Below are 18,283 nucleotides of genomic sequence, written 5' to 3'. Positions count from 1 at the left end.
TCCGCTATAATCGCAACATGACGATCCAGCATTTAAGCGAAACCATTATTAACCAGATCGCAGCTGGCGAGGTGATTGAACGCCCCGCCAGTGTGATCAAGGAACTTGTCGAAAACGCAATCGACGCGGGCGCAACCCGCATTGAGGTTGTGACGGCTGGTGGTGGCAAGACGTTACTGCGCGTGACAGATAACGGTTCGGGCATTCCATCGAATGAGCTTTCGCTTGCCGTTTCACGACATTGCACCTCGAAACTTACCGATGACGTGAACGATATTCGTGCCCTTGGCTTTCGTGGTGAAGCATTGCCCTCCATCGGCTCGGTTTCGAAACTATCGCTCAAATCCCGCCCGCAGGATGCAGAATCCGGCTTTGAGGTGACCGTGAGCGGCGGACATCTGGAAGGTCCACGTCCGGCAGCGCTTAATCGCGGCACGATTGCCGAAGTCCGCGATCTTTTCTACGCAACCCCGGCCCGTCTCAAATTCATGAAGACCGACCGCGCAGAAGCGACAGCGATCACCGATGTAATCAAACGAGTCGCAATCGCTTTTCCTCACGTACGCTTTTCACTTGCAGGCACCGACCGTACCCCACTTGAATTGCCCGCAACAGGCACCGGCGTCGATGCAACACTAGAACGTATCGGGCAAATTCTTGGCAAAGAATTTTCCGATAATGCACTGCATATTGATGCCGAACGCGACGGGGTACGACTGGCTGGTTTTGCTGGCATTCCATCATTTAATCGCGGCAATGCACTGCACCAGTTTGCCTATGTGAACGGGCGTCCTATCCGCGACAAGCAGATATTTGGTGCGCTGCGCGGTGCCTATGCCGACGTAATCGCGCGTGATCGCCATCCGGTAGCCGTGCTATTTCTGACAATTGATCCGGCATTAGTCGATGTGAATGTGCATCCGGCTAAAGCTGATGTTCGTTTCCGCGATCCGGGTCTGGTGCGTGGACTAATCGTTGGCTCGATCAAACAGGCGCTGGCACAATCTGGCATTCGTCCTGCAACCAGCGGTGCGGAAGCGATGTTACAGGCGTTTCGGGCTGAAGGTTTCCAACCACGCACAACGACCAACACTTACGCAACACCATCGTGGCGACCAGCAACCACGGCCACACCGCGTAGCGAATGGTCACCGCAGACCGCTCACCCTGCGCATAAGCCGCTTGATTTAGATAACCCACGCGCCTTTCGCGAAGACGAACAGGCTACGATTTCAACTTTTGCAGCGCCTGCTGCCGATGCGCGCGCCACGATCGCGGACGCCCCGGTCGAGTTGATGCAAAAGCCTTTGGGTGCTGCTCGTGCGCAGGTTCATGAGAATTATATCGTCGCGCAAACCGAAGACAGCCTTGTAATCGTGGATCAGCATGCCGCGCACGAACGTCTTGTTTATGAAGCGTTGAAAAATGCACTGCATTCGCGACCAATTCGCGGACAAATGCTGCTAATCCCCGAAATTGTCGATCTGCCAGAAGACGATGCCGAACGGCTCGCCACTCATGCGGAAACACTGGCGCGCTTCGGTCTAGGGATCGAACAGTTTGGTCCCGGCGCAATCGCCGTTCGCGAAACACCTGCAATGCTAGGTGAGATGAACGTGCAGCAACTCATCCGTGATCTGGCCGATGAAGTTGCTGACCATGATACATCCGATGGTCTTAAGGCCATGCTCAATCATGTAGCCGCAACCATGGCATGTCATGGCTCAGTGCGTTCGGGGCGCCGCCTGAAACCGGAAGAAATGAACGCGCTCTTGCGCGATATGGAATCAACACCCGGATCGGGCACCTGCAACCACGGTCGCCCGACCTTTATCGAGCTGAAGCTTACTGATATTGAACGCTTGTTCGGAAGGCGCTAAGACTTTTCTTGCATCAAGGAATTACACAATGAATAAATTTGAATCACCACGCTCTTCAGAAGCCGTCCTGCGCTATCTTGATGGCGATTTTGAAATCGTCAAACACGGCTCGTATGTTGTATGTGCGGTTTCGGCTGTGCAGATTCCGCTTGATGAGCTGAAATACTGGAGCGTTGCGCGACAGGAAGCCTATGCGTCCGGCCTTATTTCCTATGAGCGTGAGCTGGAACTTAATCCTGAACTGCGCAGCCGTAAGAAAGCTTAAACAACGCCTAATGAGCGGGCTTTGAACCGCTCAGCGGCTTTATCAAGAATCTGGCGCAGCGCGTCTTTGCGTTCAAACTCCAGATCGATATCAAATACGGCCAGTTTGCGCATAAAGTCGTCGGGCACGTCACGCATAGTTGCCAGTCGAACATGGTCCTTGGCGGTGGTAATCAGCCCAGTGCCAAGTTTTTCTGCGGTTTCGATTAGTCTACGAATATCGTCAGGCTGATAGCTGTAATGGTCCGGGAATGTCTGGCCTTCTACAACTTCACCACCAGCTTGCTTCACGCTTGCAAAAAACTTCGACGGATTGCCAATTCCTGCAAAAGCCAACCAGCGCTTGCCAGAAACTTCCCCTAATGATGAAGGTATCAACTGCGCGTCGTAGACAGGACGCCCGGCCCGCGATGCCTGTCGCACCGCATAATCAGCCTCACTGCCTTGACCTATACGCAAAAGCGCATCGGTCTTGCGCATCTGATCAATCAACGGTGCGCGCAGTGGGCCTGCAGGAATGACCTTGCCGTTCCCGATGCCGCGCGTGGAATCAACCACCAGCAGCGCAAAGTCAGGATGAAGACGCGCACTCTGAAAGCCATCATCCATAATGATGAAATCACAACCGCGTGCCAGCAATTCCTGCGCTGATTTTAGTCGGTCGGGGCAGAGTGCGACCGGCGCATGACGCGCCAGCAAAAGCGGCTCGTCACCAACGTGACGGGCACTATCATTTGACGGGTCAACAATATGCAGCCCTTTATAATCGCCGCCATAACCGCGTGAAACAATGCCCGGATTAAGGCCACGTTCTTTTGCAGCTTTTGCAAAAGCTATTGCAGTTGGCGTCTTGCCGGCACCGCCGACCGTAAAATTACCAATGCATAAAACAGGAGCTGCGATCTTTGGTGGCTCAGTTTTAAGAAGTCTGCGACCGGCAATGCCTCCATAAACCCACGCAAGCGGCGCGAGACTATGCGCACGCCAGTCAGGTTTTCCCCACCAGAAGGGGGGTGCCTCGCTCGCCATGCTCAGATGCCGCCATGGATGAAAGCCGCTTCATTGCGATTTCCCGGCAATTGCGCTTGCAGCACCAACGGCTGAATGAACGGTTCCAACGAATTGAGCGTGCGGTTAAGCGCACCGCGCATATCTTTAACCGTATCAGCACCCGCACGGATCATCGTGTTCAGGTGTTCGGGATTATTGAAGAGAAAATTGATTGCGCCTGCGAGCATATTGCGATCTTTCACAACACGCGCGCCACCATTCTTAATGAGGCGCTGGAAAGAATCACGGAAGTTCTGAACATTCTTGCCAGTAAGAACAGCAGTCCCCATCATCGCTGGTTCGAGCGGATTGTGACCGCCTTCTTTGGTCAGCGAATTGCCGATAAAGGCAACTTCCGTGAGTTGCAGATAAAGCCCCATTTCGCCGATCGTATCTCCCAGCAGAATATCGGTATCCGCTTCGATCACATCGCCACGGCTGCGCGCTGCAACCTTCAAACCTTTTTCAGCGAGCATGGCTTCAATAGCGGGCGCGCGGTTAGGGTGGCGCGGAACGATTATCGTCACCAAACGCGGATAACGTACTTTCAGCATCTGATGCACTTCGGCGGCGATTTCCTCCTCACCGTCATGTGTCGAGATCGCTGCCCAGGTGCGACGTCCACCAATCTGATGCTGGAATGCAGCCAGTGCCTGCGGATCGGCTGGAGCCGGAGCTGTATCAACCTTAAGATTGCCAGAAACACTGACAGGCCGTGCGCCAAGTGTCCGGAAACGCTCACCATCGAGTTCAGATTGCGCAATCACATGCGCGAAATTTTCAAACAAAGCCTCTGCCAGTTCCGGGCGCTTCTGCCATGACGCGAACGAGCGGTCAGAAAGGCGACCGTTGACGAGAACCTGCGGAATATGCCGCGTGCCAAGAGACAGCACAGTTGCTGGCCAGATTTCAGATTCGCAGCCAATCACCAGATCAGGTTTCCAGTGATCGAGAAAATTATTGACGGCTGGTTGCAGATCAAGCGGCGCATATTGATGAATGACCTGATTGCCGAGCTGATCCGCGACAAGCTTTGCAGAGGTAACTGTCCCGGTCGTCATGACAATATGGATACCCGTTGCAGCAATGCTTTCGATCAACGGTGCCATCGCGACCGATTCACCCACACTGGCAGCATGCGCCCAGATCACAGGTCCTTGCGGACGGGCAATCAATGTCTTGCCATAGCGCTCGCGACGACGCGAGCGTTCTTCTTTGCCACGCGAGGCACGGTAGGAAATGTAGGTGCCGATAAAGGGATAAGCGGCAGAGCCGAGCATACGATAGGCCGACAACATGTTTCGCGCCCATCGTTCACTCATTTACCTGCCTCCAATGCAGCATAGGCTCTGTTCGTCGCGTCATTCAGCTGTCGCGTCAGTTCCATGCGCTTTTCTTCCAGTTGTGCCTCATCGGCATTTTCATCCACCCAGACCGGCTCTCCGCACACAATCATCGAGCGTCCGAACGGTAATGGAATAGTGGTCTTATCCCATGTCTTATGCAAAACATGATTCCGCGAAAAAGCATATGCAAAAGGCATTATTGGCCGACCTGAAAGCTTGGCCAGCAAAATAATTCCCTCGCCAGCTTCCCGCGCCGCACCGTGAGCAATATCGGCAATCATCGATGCCGATTGTCCCTTTTTCAACGCATTTTTCAATGTCAGAAGTGCGCGCGCACCACCTTTTTTCGCTGAATTCCCTTCGCCGCGTCCACCAGAGCCGCGCACGGTGATAAAGCCGAACTTTTCAGCAATACGCGCGTTCAGCTCTGCATCTGCACTTTTAGAAAACATGGCAACGACAGCCAAATCATGCGGACGCACAACCGGAGCCATAATATGCTGGCCATGCCAGAAGGTTATGATCGACGGGCTATTCTCACGCAAAAGAACCTTGATATCCGCCGAGCCTTTGCGCGGCGGATTGGTCAAGCGTACGAATTTCAGATAGCCGGAAATCAACTGCACCAGCGCAGATTTCACGACAGCCGAACGCGCAAGCGGGCCGCGAATGCGGCGCCACAAGCGCTTGGCAAAGCCATCAGAACGGTCGCGTGAACCAGACAAGCGTTTATTCCGCTTTCAGATCAACGCCTTCCGGATCGAGCAAACGATGCAAATGCACGATGAAATAACGCATATGTGCGTTATCAACGGTCTGCTGCGCCTTGGACTTCCATGCAGTCTTGGCCGATTCATAATCCGGGTAGATACCGACAACGTCGAGATTATCGAGATCACGGAACTGAACGGTCCCAAGCTTTGTCAGCTCACCGCCAAACACCAGATGAAGAAGCTGCTTCTTGTCGCCTTCGACGCTCATTATAATATCCCTTGAAATTACTTGTTTTGCGGCATGATTAGCTTAATGGCCAGTCGGCTACAACACTCAACATTTCCTGCAAAAGGTTTCCGCTGGATGCCACCAATGCTCCGTGTTGCAACGTTGGTCCACCATAATGAAGCGGCTGAGCATCGTGATTTAGCAACGCCCCGCCCGACTCACTTAAGATCAGATCAGCTGCAGCCAAGTCCCAATCATGCGAATTTGGCCGAATGAAGGTGCCTGCAATATCGCCGCGTGCCACCATTGCAATCCGGTAAGCGAGGGATGGCACATATGGATGGACGATCACGCGGTCGCGCCAGCCTTCCGGCAGCACATCAACCATGCGTTTTGCCGAAGCCATCGAGATTTTTTCTCCGGGAGGCGGCAAGCGCGTCTGGATCGGCAATCCGTTTTGCGAAGCACCAAAACCTTTGCCAGCTTCAATGACCTCATTGAGCACCGGGCATTGCAGCACACCCGCAATCGGTTTGCCATCTTCGACAATTGCGAGACTCACGCACCACTGAGACTGGCCATTAATGAAACCACGCGTACCATCAATCGGATCAATCACAAAAGAACGTCGACGCACCGCATCCGCACGATCATCCGTTGTTTCTTCTGAAATCCAGCCGTAATCGGGCCGTGCTTCGAGCAAAACCTGCTTCAAATAGGTATCGACCGCGAAATCAGCTTCGCTAACCGGCGACTGCCCTTCTTTGAACCAGACTTCCGGCGACTGGCCGAAATAACGCATGGCAATGCGACCTGCCTCACGCGCTGCGTGACGCAGAAGTTCAAGTTCGTTCTGAATATCTTTTCGTTTCTCAATTTCCGGCAAGGGTCATGCCTTCAATCACGAGTGTCGGGGCGGTCATGCCAAAGTTCCGGTCTATATCGGAAGCGGGCGTCATGTTCAGGAACATATCTTTGAGATTGGACGCAATCGTTACCTCACTCACCGGATAAGCCAGTTCACCGTTTTCGATCCAGAAGCCCGACGCGCCACGGCTATATTGTCCAGTGATCATATCAACGCCCTGACCGAAGACTTCCGTCACGTAAAAGCCAGTTCCAAGCGCACGAATAAGCGCTTCCGGCGTCTTGAGACCCGGCTCAATCGCAAAATTGGTAGATGCAGGTGATACACCAGAACCAGAACGCACACCGCGCCCATTGCCGATGAGGCCAAGTTCACGTGCACTCGAACCCGACAGCAGCCAATGTGCCAGCACGCCATTCTCAACCATTGTGAGCGGCTGGCCTTCAATGCCCTCGCCATCAAACGGACGCGACGACGATCCGCGAATGCGCAAAGGATTATCGGTGACGTTGATGCCGGATTTCAGAACCTGCTTGCCGAGACTATCGCGCAAAAAGCTGGTCTTACGCGCGACAGACGCGCCATTGATCGCACTTGCAAGATGCCCTGCAATTCCGCGCGCCAAACGCGGATCGAACACAACATTGACTGGGCCTGTTTTGGCCTGCCGCGCTCCAAGACGACGAACAGCGCGTTCACCAGCGCTACGACCAATATTTTCCGGCGTATCAAGATCAGCAAAATGCAGGCGCGAACTGAAATCATAATCGCGCTCCATCTTTGTGCCTTCACCTGCAATCGCAGACACCGAGCGACCAAAACGCGTTGCCGCATATTCGCCAGAGAAGCCGGATGATGTGACAAGCACCAGACCGCCCATGCTGCGCGATGCGCCTGCGCCACCCGAATTGGTTACGCCAGCAACCGCACGTGCCGCCTCTTCAGTTGCAAGTGCATCGGCTGTCAACCGCGCGGTATCAATTTCGGTCGCGTCAAAGAGATCGAGATCACGTGGCTGCCTGACGAGCAAATCTGGATCAGCCAATTGCTCAAACGGATCTTCCGGTGCCACCCGCGCCATAGCGACAGCACGCTCTGCCAGTTGATCTGGATTGCTACCTGCATTGGCCGAAACACTGGCGATGCGGCGACCCACAAATACACGCAGAGAAAAATCATCGCTTTCGGACGATTCGGTTCCCTCGACCTTGCCAAGCCGAACAGAAACACTCACCGAGCGAGCGCGGATCACAACTGCGTCAGCATGATCTGCCCCGGCGCGCTTTGCAGCAGCCACCAGCTGCGCCGCGCGATCAACAAATTTACCCGATGAATTGTCTGAAATCATTGTATAATCCAAGATTGAAATTAACGTTGGGTCCAGTAGGAAACCACGCTATGTAACCAGCCGTAATCGGAATTTGCAAAAAACTTATGTCAAATTATTCGACATCGGACTGATTAGAGACATATCGTGTTTCTATATGGCTGAAATCAGATGGCTTCAAGGGAAGCCCTCACATTCTTCGAATTCCAAGAGCATATCATGGTCCCAACTGGCGGAAGTCTCTACTTACAAGCGCTGATGATTCTGGGCGGCGCGATTATCGCGGCTCCGCTGTTCAAACGGCTCGGCCTTGGGACTGTTCTCGGCTATCTCGCGGCGGGCATTGTGATCGGCCCGGTGGCACGTCTCATTTCTGATGGCGAAGATCTGCTGCATTTCTCAGAACTTGGCGTGGTGTTCCTGCTGTTCGTCATCGGGCTTGAATTAAAGCCTTCACGTCTTTGGGCTTTGCGTCATGCGATCTTCGGTTTAGGTGCGGCGCAAGTCATACTGACAGGTTCTGCCCTTGCCGCACTCGGCATCTATCTTGCAGGTTTGACCACTGAAGCGGCGATTATAATCGGCTTTGGTCTTGCTCTGTCATCGACAGCTTTTGCCATGCAGGTGCTGGAAGATCGTGCAGAAACCAACCAGAAACATGGTCAGCGCGCTTTCGCGATTCTGTTGTTTCAGGATCTCGCGATCGTGCCGATTCTGGCAATTATTCCGGCGCTTTCCCCAAATGAGCCGTCCCAAGCCAGCGCCGGGTTTCACCTTGCAACAGCTATCGCAGCAATCGCGGCGCTTGTTATCGCCGGACGTTATCTGATCAACCCGATGTTCCGGATCATCGCCAACACCGGCGCGCGCGAAGTCATGATCGCAGCCGCCTTGTTTGTGGTGTTGGGATCAGCAAGCCTGCTACAAGCCGCTGGACTCTCCATGGCTATGGGCGCGTTCATTGCAGGCGTGCTTCTCGCTGAATCATCCTATCGTCACGAACTTGAGGCTGATATCGAACCATTCCGCGGTATTTTCCTTGGTCTGTTCTTCGTAGCCGTGGGGCTTTCACTCAACCTCACAGTCATTTTGCAATATTGGCAGACAATCCTGATTGCTGTTCCGATTTTTATGATCGTTAAAGCGGCCATTACCTATGTTTTGTGCCGGATATTCCGCTCAAAGCACAATGATGCCATCCGGGTTGCGTTTCTGCTGCCACAGGGCGGCGAGTTTGCATTCGTGCTTTTTTCCGCAGCCGCCGCCGCAGCCGTCATTTCAAATGAGCTGAGCTCTGAACTCGTTGCGGCTGTCACCGTCTCAATGGCACTAACTCCGCTCTCCGTTCTCATCGGCTCGAAACTTCTCATCAAGGAGAAGACAGAGGAGGTTATCGAGGAGGATTTCGATGGTGCAGGCGCAGACGTTTTGATGATCGGCTTTTCGCGTTACGGCCAGATTTCGGCGCAGATATTGCTCGCAGGTGGCATCGACGTGACGGTGATCGATAACTCACCCAATCGCGTTCGTGCTGCCGGGAAATTCGGTTTCCGCATTTATTTTGGCGATGGCACCCGCAAGGATGTGTTGGAAGCTGCTGGCATACGCAAGGCGAAACTCGTCGCAGTTTGTACGCATAAGAAGGAAATCACTAACCGGATCGTTAATCTGATCCAGTCTGAATATCCAGATGTCCGTCTGTTTGTTCGTTCTTATGACCGTGAACACACGCTGCAACTGCGCGCGCAAGGCGTGGAATATGAACTGCGCGAAACTTTCGAATCGGGCCTTTTGTTTGGTCAGCGCACTTTGGAAGGATTGGGCGTATCGGAAGCCGAGGCCTATAATATTCGCGAAGATGTGCGCCAGCGCGACGAGGATCGTCTGCATGTGCAGGCATCAGAAGGAATCATGGCTGGGCGCCACCTGCTCTTCAACAAGCCAGTTACACCGGAACCATTGGTGAAGCCTGCACGCGAAGGTCAGCGCATCGACAAGGGCGGTCACGATATGGATGAAAGCACATCTTCAGCCGCTGTTGCGGCTGAATAAATCAGGAAGCGGCAGCGGCAGGCTTGCCGCTTAAAACTGTATCCAACGCCTGTTTGAGTTCTTCACGAATGGGTGCTGTTTGCGACAGTATCTGTTCGAATTTCAGGAAGTCCAACAGGCCAATCCGCTCGACATTCGGGCGCAAGAAAATATGCGGTGGACGGTTGCGGAACTTGTTCTCAATGATTGAACACATGGTGAGCTGATTGGCTCCCATGACAGCTTCCATCGTGGTCGGCATATAATCATCCGGGCCAACCGGCGCACCAACAACATCAATACCGATAACAATATCAGCCTTTTCGAAGAGCAGATCAAACGGAACCGGATTAAGCAGTCCGCCATCAACGAGAATGCGCCCATCGCGACGCACCGGCCTGAAAACAGGGGGGATAGCGCAGGACGCAGCAATTGCCGAACGCAGATCACCTTGTTCAATGTTGAGTTCTGTTGCGGCATGAAAATCTGAGGCAGTTATGCTCATCGGGATTTTCAATTGCTCGACATTTTCTGGCAATGATGCCGGAAGAAAGACGTCTAATATCTTTTCAAGATTGAACTGGCTGACGCGGAAGCCGCCTTTGAGCAGTTCCACCCAGCGTTCAGGACGCGCCTGCCACATACGACGGGCGACTTCGGAACGGCGATTAAAAATCGCCGCCATATATTCGCGTATTTCAGCGCCACTCATGCCATTGGCCATGCCAGCGCCAACGATCGAACCGATGGACGAACCAGCAATCGCCACTGGCTTGATGCCAAGTTCGTCAAGCACTTCGATAATATGGATATGGGCGATACCACGCGCACCACCGCCGCCAAAAGCGACGGCGATACGCGGAGATGTTGGTGGTGTCATATCCATAAAGCTTTTCTCTCGCCTTATGCGCTTAGGACTGCGCAGGTCCGAAAATCAGAATTGCAGGTTCTGCTTCTAAAAGCTTTTTGGCAATAGCTTTGACCTGATCAAGCGTCACCGCATCGATCAATTCATTGCGCTTGTCGATATAGTCCCGATCAAGGTCCGCTTCCTGAAGACCAACAAGCGTGTCGGCAATCGAGATAGAGGAATCAAGATTGTTCACAGCATAAGAACCCTTGAGGTAGCTTTTAGCAGCCGCAAGCTCAGCTTCCGTTGGTCCATCATTTGCCATCTTCGCAACCTGCTCGCGAATAATCTTGAGCGATTCCTGTGCTTTTTCAGGGCGCGTAGCCGTCGAAATGGTCAGCGCCGAAACATGATCGCGTAACGACATAGACGAGGATACCGAATAGGCGAGGCCACGCTTTTCGCGCACTTCCGCATAAAGGCGCGATGTAAAACCGCCACCCAGAATGTGATTCATAAGGTAAGAAGCGAAGAATTCATCATCTTTGCGCGGCACAGCCGGATAAACAAAGCTGATCGACGTCTGCGGCATGTCAAAGCTGAGGCTGGTCGTGGTGCCAAGCGCGAGCTTCGCATCCGGCACCGGAACCAGTTCCGCCGTTGCTGGCAAATCGCCAAAGACCTCATCAAGCATTTCGCCTAAGTCTTTCGCATTGATCGAACCGACCACGCCAACCGTCAGCTTATCGCGGGCGAAATTCTTACGATGGAAGTTTACAAGATCATCGCGTGTGATTGATTGCAGCGACTTGACTGTGCCTTCGTCCGGTCGAGCATAAGGATGATTGCCATAAAGCACATCTGCAAACTTGCGCGATGCGATGGTTGATGGATTACGCTGAGAGGCTTCAAGGCTTGCAACCACTTGCTGGCGGATACGATCAATCGCGTCCTGATCAAAACGCGGTTTGTTGACCGAAAGCGCCAGAAGATCGGTAACAGGCTTGCGGTTCTCAGCCAGCATACGAATGCTACCGGAAACAGAATCCGGTGAAGCTGAGAAGCTCATTTCTCCGCCGAGATTATCAATGCGTTCCTGAAAGCTATCGGAATCAAGATCGCCAGCGCCTTCATCGAAAAGCCCGGTCATCAGATTGGCCAGACCTTCCTTGCCGGATGGATCCTGTGAAGCCCCGCCCTTAAATGAAAAGCGCATAGAAACAAGCGGCACAGAATTATCTTCAACCAGCCAGGCCTTGATGCCTTTGGGTGAAACGACTTCCTGAATTTCGATAGCGTTTGCAGGCAGGCTAACAGCCACCAGCAACAACATCGAACCGACAACGGCAGCAACAGCATTTTTCGCACGCAGAATGCTCAATACAACAACCTTACTCACTGGATTGCTCCTTCTGCGCCTTGACCAACTGCATCGCCTGCGGCGGCATTAGGGTTTTCATGGGCGTTTTCTGGCTCGGTATCGGGTGGCAGCAGATAGCTCGTCACGGACTGATCTTTGACAAGATAACGACCCGCCGCATCCTTGATCTGATCAACAGTCACCGATTTAATGAGGTCCGGCCATTTCTGAATATCTTCGATATTCTGGCCAATCGATAAGGTCGAACCGTAAATACGGGCCATGCCGGACTGGCTGTCACGTGCAAAAGTAATCGCTTTCAGGAAGCGATTGCGCGCCTGATCAAGTTCGTCTTGCGTCACACCATCTTTGATGATCCGCGCAAGTTCAGCATCGACAGCCTTCTCCACATCGGCGAGTGTTTTGCCATTTTGTGGCGATCCATAGACTGAGAATGTACCATCATCGAGCGGATCGCCGTCGTAGCTCGCACCCGTATTGGACGCGATGCCCTTTTTGACGATCAATTCCTGATAAAGACGCGAACGCAGTGAACCGCCCAAAATTTCACCCAGCAGATCAAGCGCAGGCGCATCGCCCGCTTTTACATCGGGGAAACGCTTCTCATTGGCATAAGACGGCACAAGCCACGACATGCGGAACGAAGGCGTGCTGACGCGATCATCATGCAATGTCACGACGCGCGCTGCGTGCTTTTCCGGCTCCTGTGGGCGCTCACGCGGCAACACATCCGCACGCTTGGGGATTTTAGCCCAGGTTTGCATGACCAAATCACGCACGCGTTCCGGCGTCACATCACCAGCGATGATAAGGGTCGCATTGTTTGGTGTATAATATTGCTGATAGAAATCAACCGCATCCTTGAGGCTGAGTTTCTCCATTTCCTGCCGCCAGCCAATAACTGGCACGCGGTAAGGATGGTTATAGAAAAGCACGGAATCAGTGTTTTCCATCAGCATCGCTGCGGGATTTGAATCCACACGCATGCGACGCTCTTCAAGGATCACTTCACGCTCAGTCGTTACGGCTTCTTCATCCAGCACCAGATTGGCCATGCGGTCGGCTTCATAGCCCATCACCATTTCAAGCGCATCTGGCGCGACGCGCTGGAAATAGGCGGTATAATCATAGGAGGTGAAAGCATTTTCCTGACCGCCAATTGCCGCAATCTTTGCGGAAAATTCACCAGCCGGATAAGTCTTAGTGCCCTTAAACATCAGATGCTCAAGGAAATGGGCAATGCCGGATTTGCCGGGCGCTTCATCAGCGGAGCCCACATGATACCAGATCATCTGCGTAACGACTGGCGCACGATGATCGGGAATCACAACGACCTTCAAACCGTTTTCCAGCGTGAAGCTGCTGATGTCCTCGGACTTTGTTATTTCTGGAAGATTTTGTGCCGGCGGCACGGCTGCGGCTTCAGTGGATACAGCCGGAGCGGGCGACTGCGCCTGAACTGAACCGGCTGCTAATGGCAAAGCCAGTGCGAAACCGATTGCCGTAGACAACAATAAGCGCCGGAGTGAGGGGTTATGCACCAAACGACATCTCCAATCAGTTTTCATTTCGCCCATTCAAAAGATCGAAATGCTTAAAAATCAATATCAAATAATATTGCCTGTCCCCGTCTCCGGGGGCAGGCCGGTTTCAGCCTTGCTTCAACTGGATAAGGCGAATGATGGTGCCACCATAATTGCGCTCTTCATGCACGACGAATCGTTCATCCAGCTCAAGCGATGCTTCTGTTTCCTCTTCAAGCACGATAAGTGCGTCAGGATTAAGCCAACCGCCTTCCAGCGCCGATAAAAGTGCTTTCTCGCCCATACGGCGACCATAAGGAGGATCGGCAAAAATCAGATCGAACGGCTCCATTGTGCCAGCTTCACCGAGTTTGCAGGCATCACGGCGCAACACTTTGGTCTGCCCCTGCAAACCGAAAGCCTCAATGTTCTGCCGTAAAATTCCGCGACCTTCCGCCGATTCTTCGACAAAAACCGCGTAACGCGCACCACGCGAAAGTGCTTCGAGGCCCAGAGCGCCAGTCCCTGCAAACAGGTCGAGAACACGACCGCCGTCTACTTTTTCGGGGAAACTATGTGCGAGAATGTTGAAGAGGCTTTCACGGGTGCGATCCGTCGTGGGACGGATCGCATTTGTTGTCGGTGTAACGAGCGCGCGCCCGCGGAATTTACCGCCGACGATCCGCACCATTGCCTCCAGGCTTGCCACCGCGTGGCTTTCCATCGTTTGGCCTGTTGCCGCTCGGCTTTCCGCCCGAACCGCCACGATCTGGTCCCTTGCTGAAACCACCCGGACCCTTTGACGGGCCACGACCTTCGCCGGAACGTGGTGCACCGCTGCGCGGACCACGCTCAGCATTGCCACCACCGAAACGGCCTTCGCTGCGAGGACCAGAAGGCTTGCCGAAACTGCGGCCTTCATACCCACCCGATGATCTTTCGCCGCCGTCTGCCTTCAGTTCAGCGCGTTCGCGCTTACCCGGACGACGCTCTTGCTTGCGGTCATCGCTGCGACCCTCTGGGCGCGGTCTACGATCGTCGCGACCTTCTGGACGTGGTGTGCGAGGCTCATACCGACCTTCCGAACGCCCTTCTGGGCGACCTTCGGAACGGTTTTCAAAACGACGCGGGCGTTCTTCACGTCCTTCATCACGGCGCTGATCACCATCACCGAAACGGCGAGGGCGTGACTGGAAGTCACCTTCACTTCGCGGGCCACGGTGTGGCGGGCGGCTTTCCGAACGGCCCTCTGGACGGCCAGCTGGCTTGTCAAAACGGCGTGGACGATCCTCACGACCTTCTTCACGACGCTGATCGCCTTGCTCAAAACGACGCGGACGCGACTGCAAATCACCGTCAGAGCGGCTTGCACGTTCACCACGGGCTGTCGCACGCGCTGCTTTTTCGGCAGCCGCTTTTTCGCCCTGAGGGCGCGCGCCAGATGCCATCCAGACATTGGAATTGCCGCGACGACGCGGTTCAACCTTGTCTTCTTTGTTTTCTTTCGGCTTGCGACGTTCTGGCTGGCTGGAAATCCATTCGCGTTGCGGGCGGCGATATTCGCCTTCTGGCTCGCGCTGTTCCATTTCGCGTGCAGTACGTCCCTGCACAACATCGTTAGAGAATTCCGTCATAATTGGCGCATCAAAATCAGCGCCGGATTCTTCAACAAGCTTTTCACCAAGCTGGTCACGCAGAATACGGCCACGAATTTCTCGCACACTGCCTTCTTCAAGATCGCCAAGCTGGAAAGGACCAAAGGAAACACGGATCAGGCGACCAACCGTCAGACCAAGCGCGCCAAGAATATTCTTAACTTCGCGGTTCTTGCCTTCGCGCAAACCAATCGAAATCCAGACATTGGCCCCCTGCTCACGCTCAAGCGTCGCTTCAATACTGCCGTAGAAAATGCCCTCCACGGCGATACCCTCTTTGAGCGTATCAAGCTGCGCCTGTGTAACCTTGCCATGAGCGCGGACGCGATAACGACGCAACCAGCCCGTTGAAGGCAGTTCAAGAACGCGCGACAGACCACCATCATTGGTGAGCAACAGCAAGCCTTCGGTGTTGATATCGAGACGACCAACAGAAAGCACTCGTGGCATTTCTTCTGGCAGCGCTTCAAACACAGTCGGGCGACCTTCGGGATCGCGGTTGGTCGTCACAAGACCAGCAGGCTTGTGATACAGCCAGAGACGTGTGCGCTCAGCCTGTTTCAGCTGCTTGCCATCAACTGTGATGACGTCCGTGCGCTTGACGTTAACAGCCGGTGTCGAAAGCACTTTGCCATTTACGGTAATACGACCAGCCGCAATCATCGTCTCAGCTTCGCGACGCGAGGCAATGCCAGCACGCGCTAAGCGCTTAGCGATACGTTCACCGCTATCTTCACCGTCCTGTGCGTCGCGTGCTCCAAACTTGCGCGGAGCGCCGCGATCATCGTCACGACGTGGCCTATCATCACGGAAGCCACCTTCACGTGGCTTAGCATCACGAAAGCCACCTTCGCGTGGCTTGTCATCGCGAAAACCCGGACGACGCTCACCGCGTTCGCCACGCGTGCCATTAGGACGATCTCCGCGACCTTCGCCGCGTCCATCACGTCCATCACGTCCAAATGGAGGACGTCGACCGCCCTTATTGTCGTCTTCTGTACTCATCTGATATTAGCCTCTCAGCAGCGCCGCCGTGGTGTCTCTGGCCGCTGGGGAGCTGGCAAAGAACGGTCCGGTCAAGAGCGCTGTATAAATCCGTTCGTAAATCGGTTTTGATTTCGTGACTTATGCAGTAACAAATCGCTCATAAGCTTGCGAGCGAAATTTCCCTCTACCGGCCATGAAATGAGGTTGGATTGAAAAAAGTTGCAGATATTTCATCCCCGAACGGCGTTACGTTTATGGATATTGCGCTTGAAGAAGCAAAATCTGCGGCCCTTCGTGGTGAGGTGCCGATTGGTGCGGTACTCGTTCATGATGGCGAAATCATAGCACGCGCTGGCAACCGAACACGTGAATTGAACGATATCACCGCGCATGCAGAAGTGCTTGTGATCCGGCAGGCTGGTGAAACGCTCCAATCGGAAAGGCTTATCGACTGCGACCTCTATGTCACGCTTGAACCATGCGCGATGTGCGCGGCCGCGATCTCATTTGCACGTATTCGCCGTCTCTATTATGGGGCCGCAGACCCTAAGGGCGGCGGAGTTGAATATGGGCCGCGCTTTTATACGCAGCCCACATGTCATCACGTTCCTGAAATCTACACCGGTTTCTCGGAAGAAGAATCTCAGACCCTGCTCCGGGACTTCTTTCGCGAGAAACGCTGAACCAACTTAATTGGTTACGCGATGTCCTGTCATGTGTCGCAGCGTGTCATCACGCAGCACAAAATGATGAAGCAGCGCCATGGCCACATGACCAGCGATCACGGCCAACAACACCCAGCCCAACAGGCCATGCGCAGCATTGCCGGGAGCAGTTAAAGCCGCATCCTGAACACCGGTTTTCGCAAAAATCTCCATCCCGAGAAATGTAAACCCACGGCCATTGCCGTAAGTACGCAGCAGCGCAAGTGCTGGCACGACGAACATCAGCGCATAGATGACCAGATGCCCAAGACCTGCGAGCTTACCACTCACGCCCGCATAAGGCGGGCGCTTGGAAATATTAAGCAACCCCCACACGCCTCTGGCAAGAACCAGTAACAGTAGAGCAAAACCTACCTGATAATGCGTTGGCCAGATGAAATTATAAAGTGAAGTATCTTTGACGAATATACGAAGAATTGTTGAAGTGAATTGCCAGACGAAAATCATTGCCATCAGCCAATGAAGGCAACGACTGACCAGGCCGTAACCATTGGGAGAGTCCCATATACGGTTTAATTTATTCATAATAAGCACCTTACATCCCGAAAAGAAGCAGATTACGCTCTGCCAGAATATGTTCGTTGATTGAAATCAAATATTGTTCAGAATAATCAACATTAAAAATAATTAATATTATAAATCAAACCCATTAAATGTGTCACTTCGATGACGATGCTCCAGATATAAAAAATCAGCCGAAAGATTAATCTTTCGGCTGATAAAATATTCATCAAGAGTATTTTAGATAATCAATTCCAAGGCAGCATATCGCGCCAGCTCTTGCCGCCACCACCAGCGGCTTTCTTGCGCTCACGTTCTTTCTGCGCTTCATCCTGCCCCAGTTCACCTGTGGTCGCAGACGATGCTGGCTCACGATAAGCCAAAGGCGGCTCACTCAAATATTTACGCGTTGAAGAAGAACCCTGAGCCTGCTGCTCGCGCGCCTTCTTCAACTCTGCAATACGTACTGGATCGGCAGTCGGCGTGCGCGTTGCAAAATCTTCGCGACGGCTGTTGCCACCCGGAAGATGGCTGGCATTGCTTGCAATTGGCGCATCCTGCTCAATTGGCGACACGAAGTTCGGATTATCGCGATTTGCTGTAATCTCATCACGCAAACGCTTGCGGCGCTGCTCTGGCGATTCCGGCCAAGAGGGATCACCGGCACTGGCAAGGCTTTCCTGCGGCGCTGGCAGCGAACCCTTATCGCCCTCTGCAGGACGAACAAGATCAGGACGCGGTTTATAATCAATGCGGTCTTTTTTCTTGCCCTGACCGAAGCTTGCCATATTCGACATATCGTCGAGAAGCTGCGCACCTGCGGTTTTGTCGGTGCCATAGGTCGGCGACGACACGCAGCCAGACAGTGCGAGACCCGCAACTGCCGTCATCAAAACCAGAACTCGTCCTTCAATCTTCATTAGCGCCACTTCTTTTACGCCTGTCGATTTTCT

17 protein-coding genes are annotated in these 18,283 nt (G+C 53.5%); 4 read left to right on the top strand and 13 right to left on the bottom strand.

Going from position 1 to position 18,283, the window contains the following annotated elements; all coding sequences use genetic code 11:
• The first annotated feature begins 17 nt into the window (after positions 1–17).
• Positions 18–1,880 carry a DNA mismatch repair endonuclease MutL gene (gene mutL, locus WH356_RS15305; protein ID WP_339512263.1) on the top strand — a complete coding sequence of 621 codons (1,863 nt, stop codon included), beginning with the start codon at positions 18–20 and terminating at the stop codon, positions 1,878–1,880.
• A gap of 28 nt (positions 1,881–1,908) precedes the next feature.
• Entirely contained in the window at positions 1,909–2,145 is a 237-nt protein-coding gene (locus tag WH356_RS15300; protein WP_339512261.1) for a DUF2093 domain-containing protein, read from the top strand.
• Here WH356_RS15300 and lpxK read toward each other — a convergent pair.
• The 6 genes from lpxK to WH356_RS15270 are packed head-to-tail and all read right to left on the bottom strand — an operon-like array spanning position 2,142 to position 7,698.
• The gene (gene lpxK / locus WH356_RS15295) at positions 2,142–3,173 is read right to left on the bottom strand and encodes a tetraacyldisaccharide 4'-kinase (protein WP_339512259.1); all 1,032 of its coding nucleotides are present in this window, start codon (positions 3,171–3,173) and stop codon (positions 2,142–2,144) included. The two genes, WH356_RS15300 and lpxK, sit on opposite strands and share 4 nt — an antisense overlap.
• A 2-nt stretch (positions 3,174–3,175) precedes the next feature.
• Positions 3,176–4,516, bottom strand: a complete 1,341-nt coding sequence (waaA, locus tag WH356_RS15290) for a lipid IV(A) 3-deoxy-D-manno-octulosonic acid transferase (RefSeq protein WP_339512257.1) — start codon at positions 4,514–4,516, stop codon at positions 3,176–3,178.
• Positions 4,513–5,265: a lysophospholipid acyltransferase family protein gene (locus WH356_RS15285; RefSeq protein WP_339512255.1), complete on the bottom strand. Its 753-nt coding sequence runs from the start codon at positions 5,263–5,265 to the stop codon at positions 4,513–4,515. Before WH356_RS15285 ends, waaA begins: the two co-directional genes overlap by 4 nt.
• 4 nt (positions 5,266–5,269) lie before the next feature.
• Positions 5,270–5,521, bottom strand: a complete 252-nt coding sequence (locus tag WH356_RS15280; RefSeq protein WP_339512253.1) for a DUF4170 domain-containing protein — start codon at positions 5,519–5,521, stop codon at positions 5,270–5,272.
• Positions 5,522–5,558: 37 nt separating this feature from the next.
• Complete coding sequence (locus WH356_RS15275) at positions 5,559–6,368, bottom strand: 3'(2'),5'-bisphosphate nucleotidase CysQ (protein ID WP_339512251.1); 810 nt, start codon at positions 6,366–6,368, stop codon at positions 5,559–5,561.
• Positions 6,355–7,698 carry a TldD/PmbA family protein gene (locus tag WH356_RS15270; protein WP_339512249.1) on the bottom strand — a complete coding sequence of 448 codons (1,344 nt, stop codon included), beginning with the start codon at positions 7,696–7,698 and terminating at the stop codon, positions 6,355–6,357. The genes WH356_RS15275 and WH356_RS15270 overlap by 14 nt, the downstream gene beginning before the upstream one ends.
• A 198-nt stretch (positions 7,699–7,896) precedes the next feature.
• On the opposite strand from WH356_RS15270, the gene WH356_RS15265 reads away from it, so the two are divergent.
• Positions 7,897–9,729 (top strand): monovalent cation:proton antiporter-2 (CPA2) family protein, encoded by a 1,833-nt coding sequence (locus WH356_RS15265; RefSeq protein ID WP_339512247.1) that lies wholly within the window; start codon positions 7,897–7,899, stop codon positions 9,727–9,729.
• Between the two features lies 1 nt (position 9,730).
• Here the strand turns inward: WH356_RS15265 and WH356_RS15260 are convergent, their stop codons facing one another.
• The 5 genes from WH356_RS15260 to WH356_RS15240 form a co-directional block, all read right to left on the bottom strand.
• Entirely contained in the window at positions 9,731–10,594 is an 864-nt protein-coding gene (locus tag WH356_RS15260) for a patatin-like phospholipase family protein (protein WP_421566516.1), read from the bottom strand.
• 25 nt (positions 10,595–10,619) lie between these two features.
• A complete protein-coding gene (locus WH356_RS15255) occupies positions 10,620–11,891 on the bottom strand; it encodes a M16 family metallopeptidase (RefSeq protein WP_339512347.1) in 1,272 nt (423 codons plus the stop codon).
• Between the two features lie 62 nt (positions 11,892–11,953).
• Positions 11,954–13,480: a M16 family metallopeptidase gene (locus WH356_RS15250; RefSeq protein WP_339512245.1), complete on the bottom strand. Its 1,527-nt coding sequence runs from the start codon at positions 13,478–13,480 to the stop codon at positions 11,954–11,956.
• Positions 13,481–13,589: 109 nt separating this feature from the next.
• A complete protein-coding gene (gene rsmD / locus WH356_RS15245) occupies positions 13,590–14,150 on the bottom strand; it encodes a 16S rRNA (guanine(966)-N(2))-methyltransferase RsmD (protein ID WP_310015998.1) in 561 nt (186 codons plus the stop codon).
• On the bottom strand, positions 14,131–16,122 hold the full coding sequence (locus WH356_RS15240; RefSeq protein WP_339512243.1) for a pseudouridine synthase: 1,992 nt from the start codon (positions 16,120–16,122) through the stop codon (positions 14,131–14,133). The genes rsmD and WH356_RS15240 overlap by 20 nt, the downstream gene beginning before the upstream one ends.
• Before the next feature lie 236 nt (positions 16,123–16,358).
• Between WH356_RS15240 and WH356_RS15235 the strand changes: the two genes are divergently transcribed.
• Positions 16,359–16,787 (top strand): nucleoside deaminase, encoded by a 429-nt coding sequence (locus WH356_RS15235; RefSeq protein ID WP_421566529.1) that lies wholly within the window; start codon positions 16,359–16,361, stop codon positions 16,785–16,787.
• A 6-nt stretch (positions 16,788–16,793) separates the two neighbouring features.
• On the opposite strand, the gene WH356_RS15230 is transcribed toward WH356_RS15235, so the two are convergent.
• Together WH356_RS15230 and WH356_RS15225 are read right to left on the bottom strand one after the other, a co-directional pair.
• Positions 16,794–17,354, bottom strand: coding sequence for a cytochrome b (locus tag WH356_RS15230; RefSeq protein WP_339512239.1), 561 nt, complete (start codon positions 17,352–17,354; stop codon positions 16,794–16,796).
• Positions 17,355–17,578: 224 nt separating this feature from the next.
• Positions 17,579–18,250 (bottom strand): hypothetical protein, encoded by a 672-nt coding sequence (locus WH356_RS15225; RefSeq protein WP_339512344.1) that lies wholly within the window; start codon positions 18,248–18,250, stop codon positions 17,579–17,581.
• Between the last annotated feature and the right edge of the window lie 33 nt (positions 18,251–18,283).

Source organism: Ochrobactrum sp. MYb379 (genome assembly GCF_037479515.1).
Taxonomy (GTDB): Bacteria; Pseudomonadota; Alphaproteobacteria; order Rhizobiales; family Rhizobiaceae; genus Brucella.
Note: the sequence above shows the minus strand (reverse complement) of the source record. Positions and strands in the feature narration are given on the sequence as shown.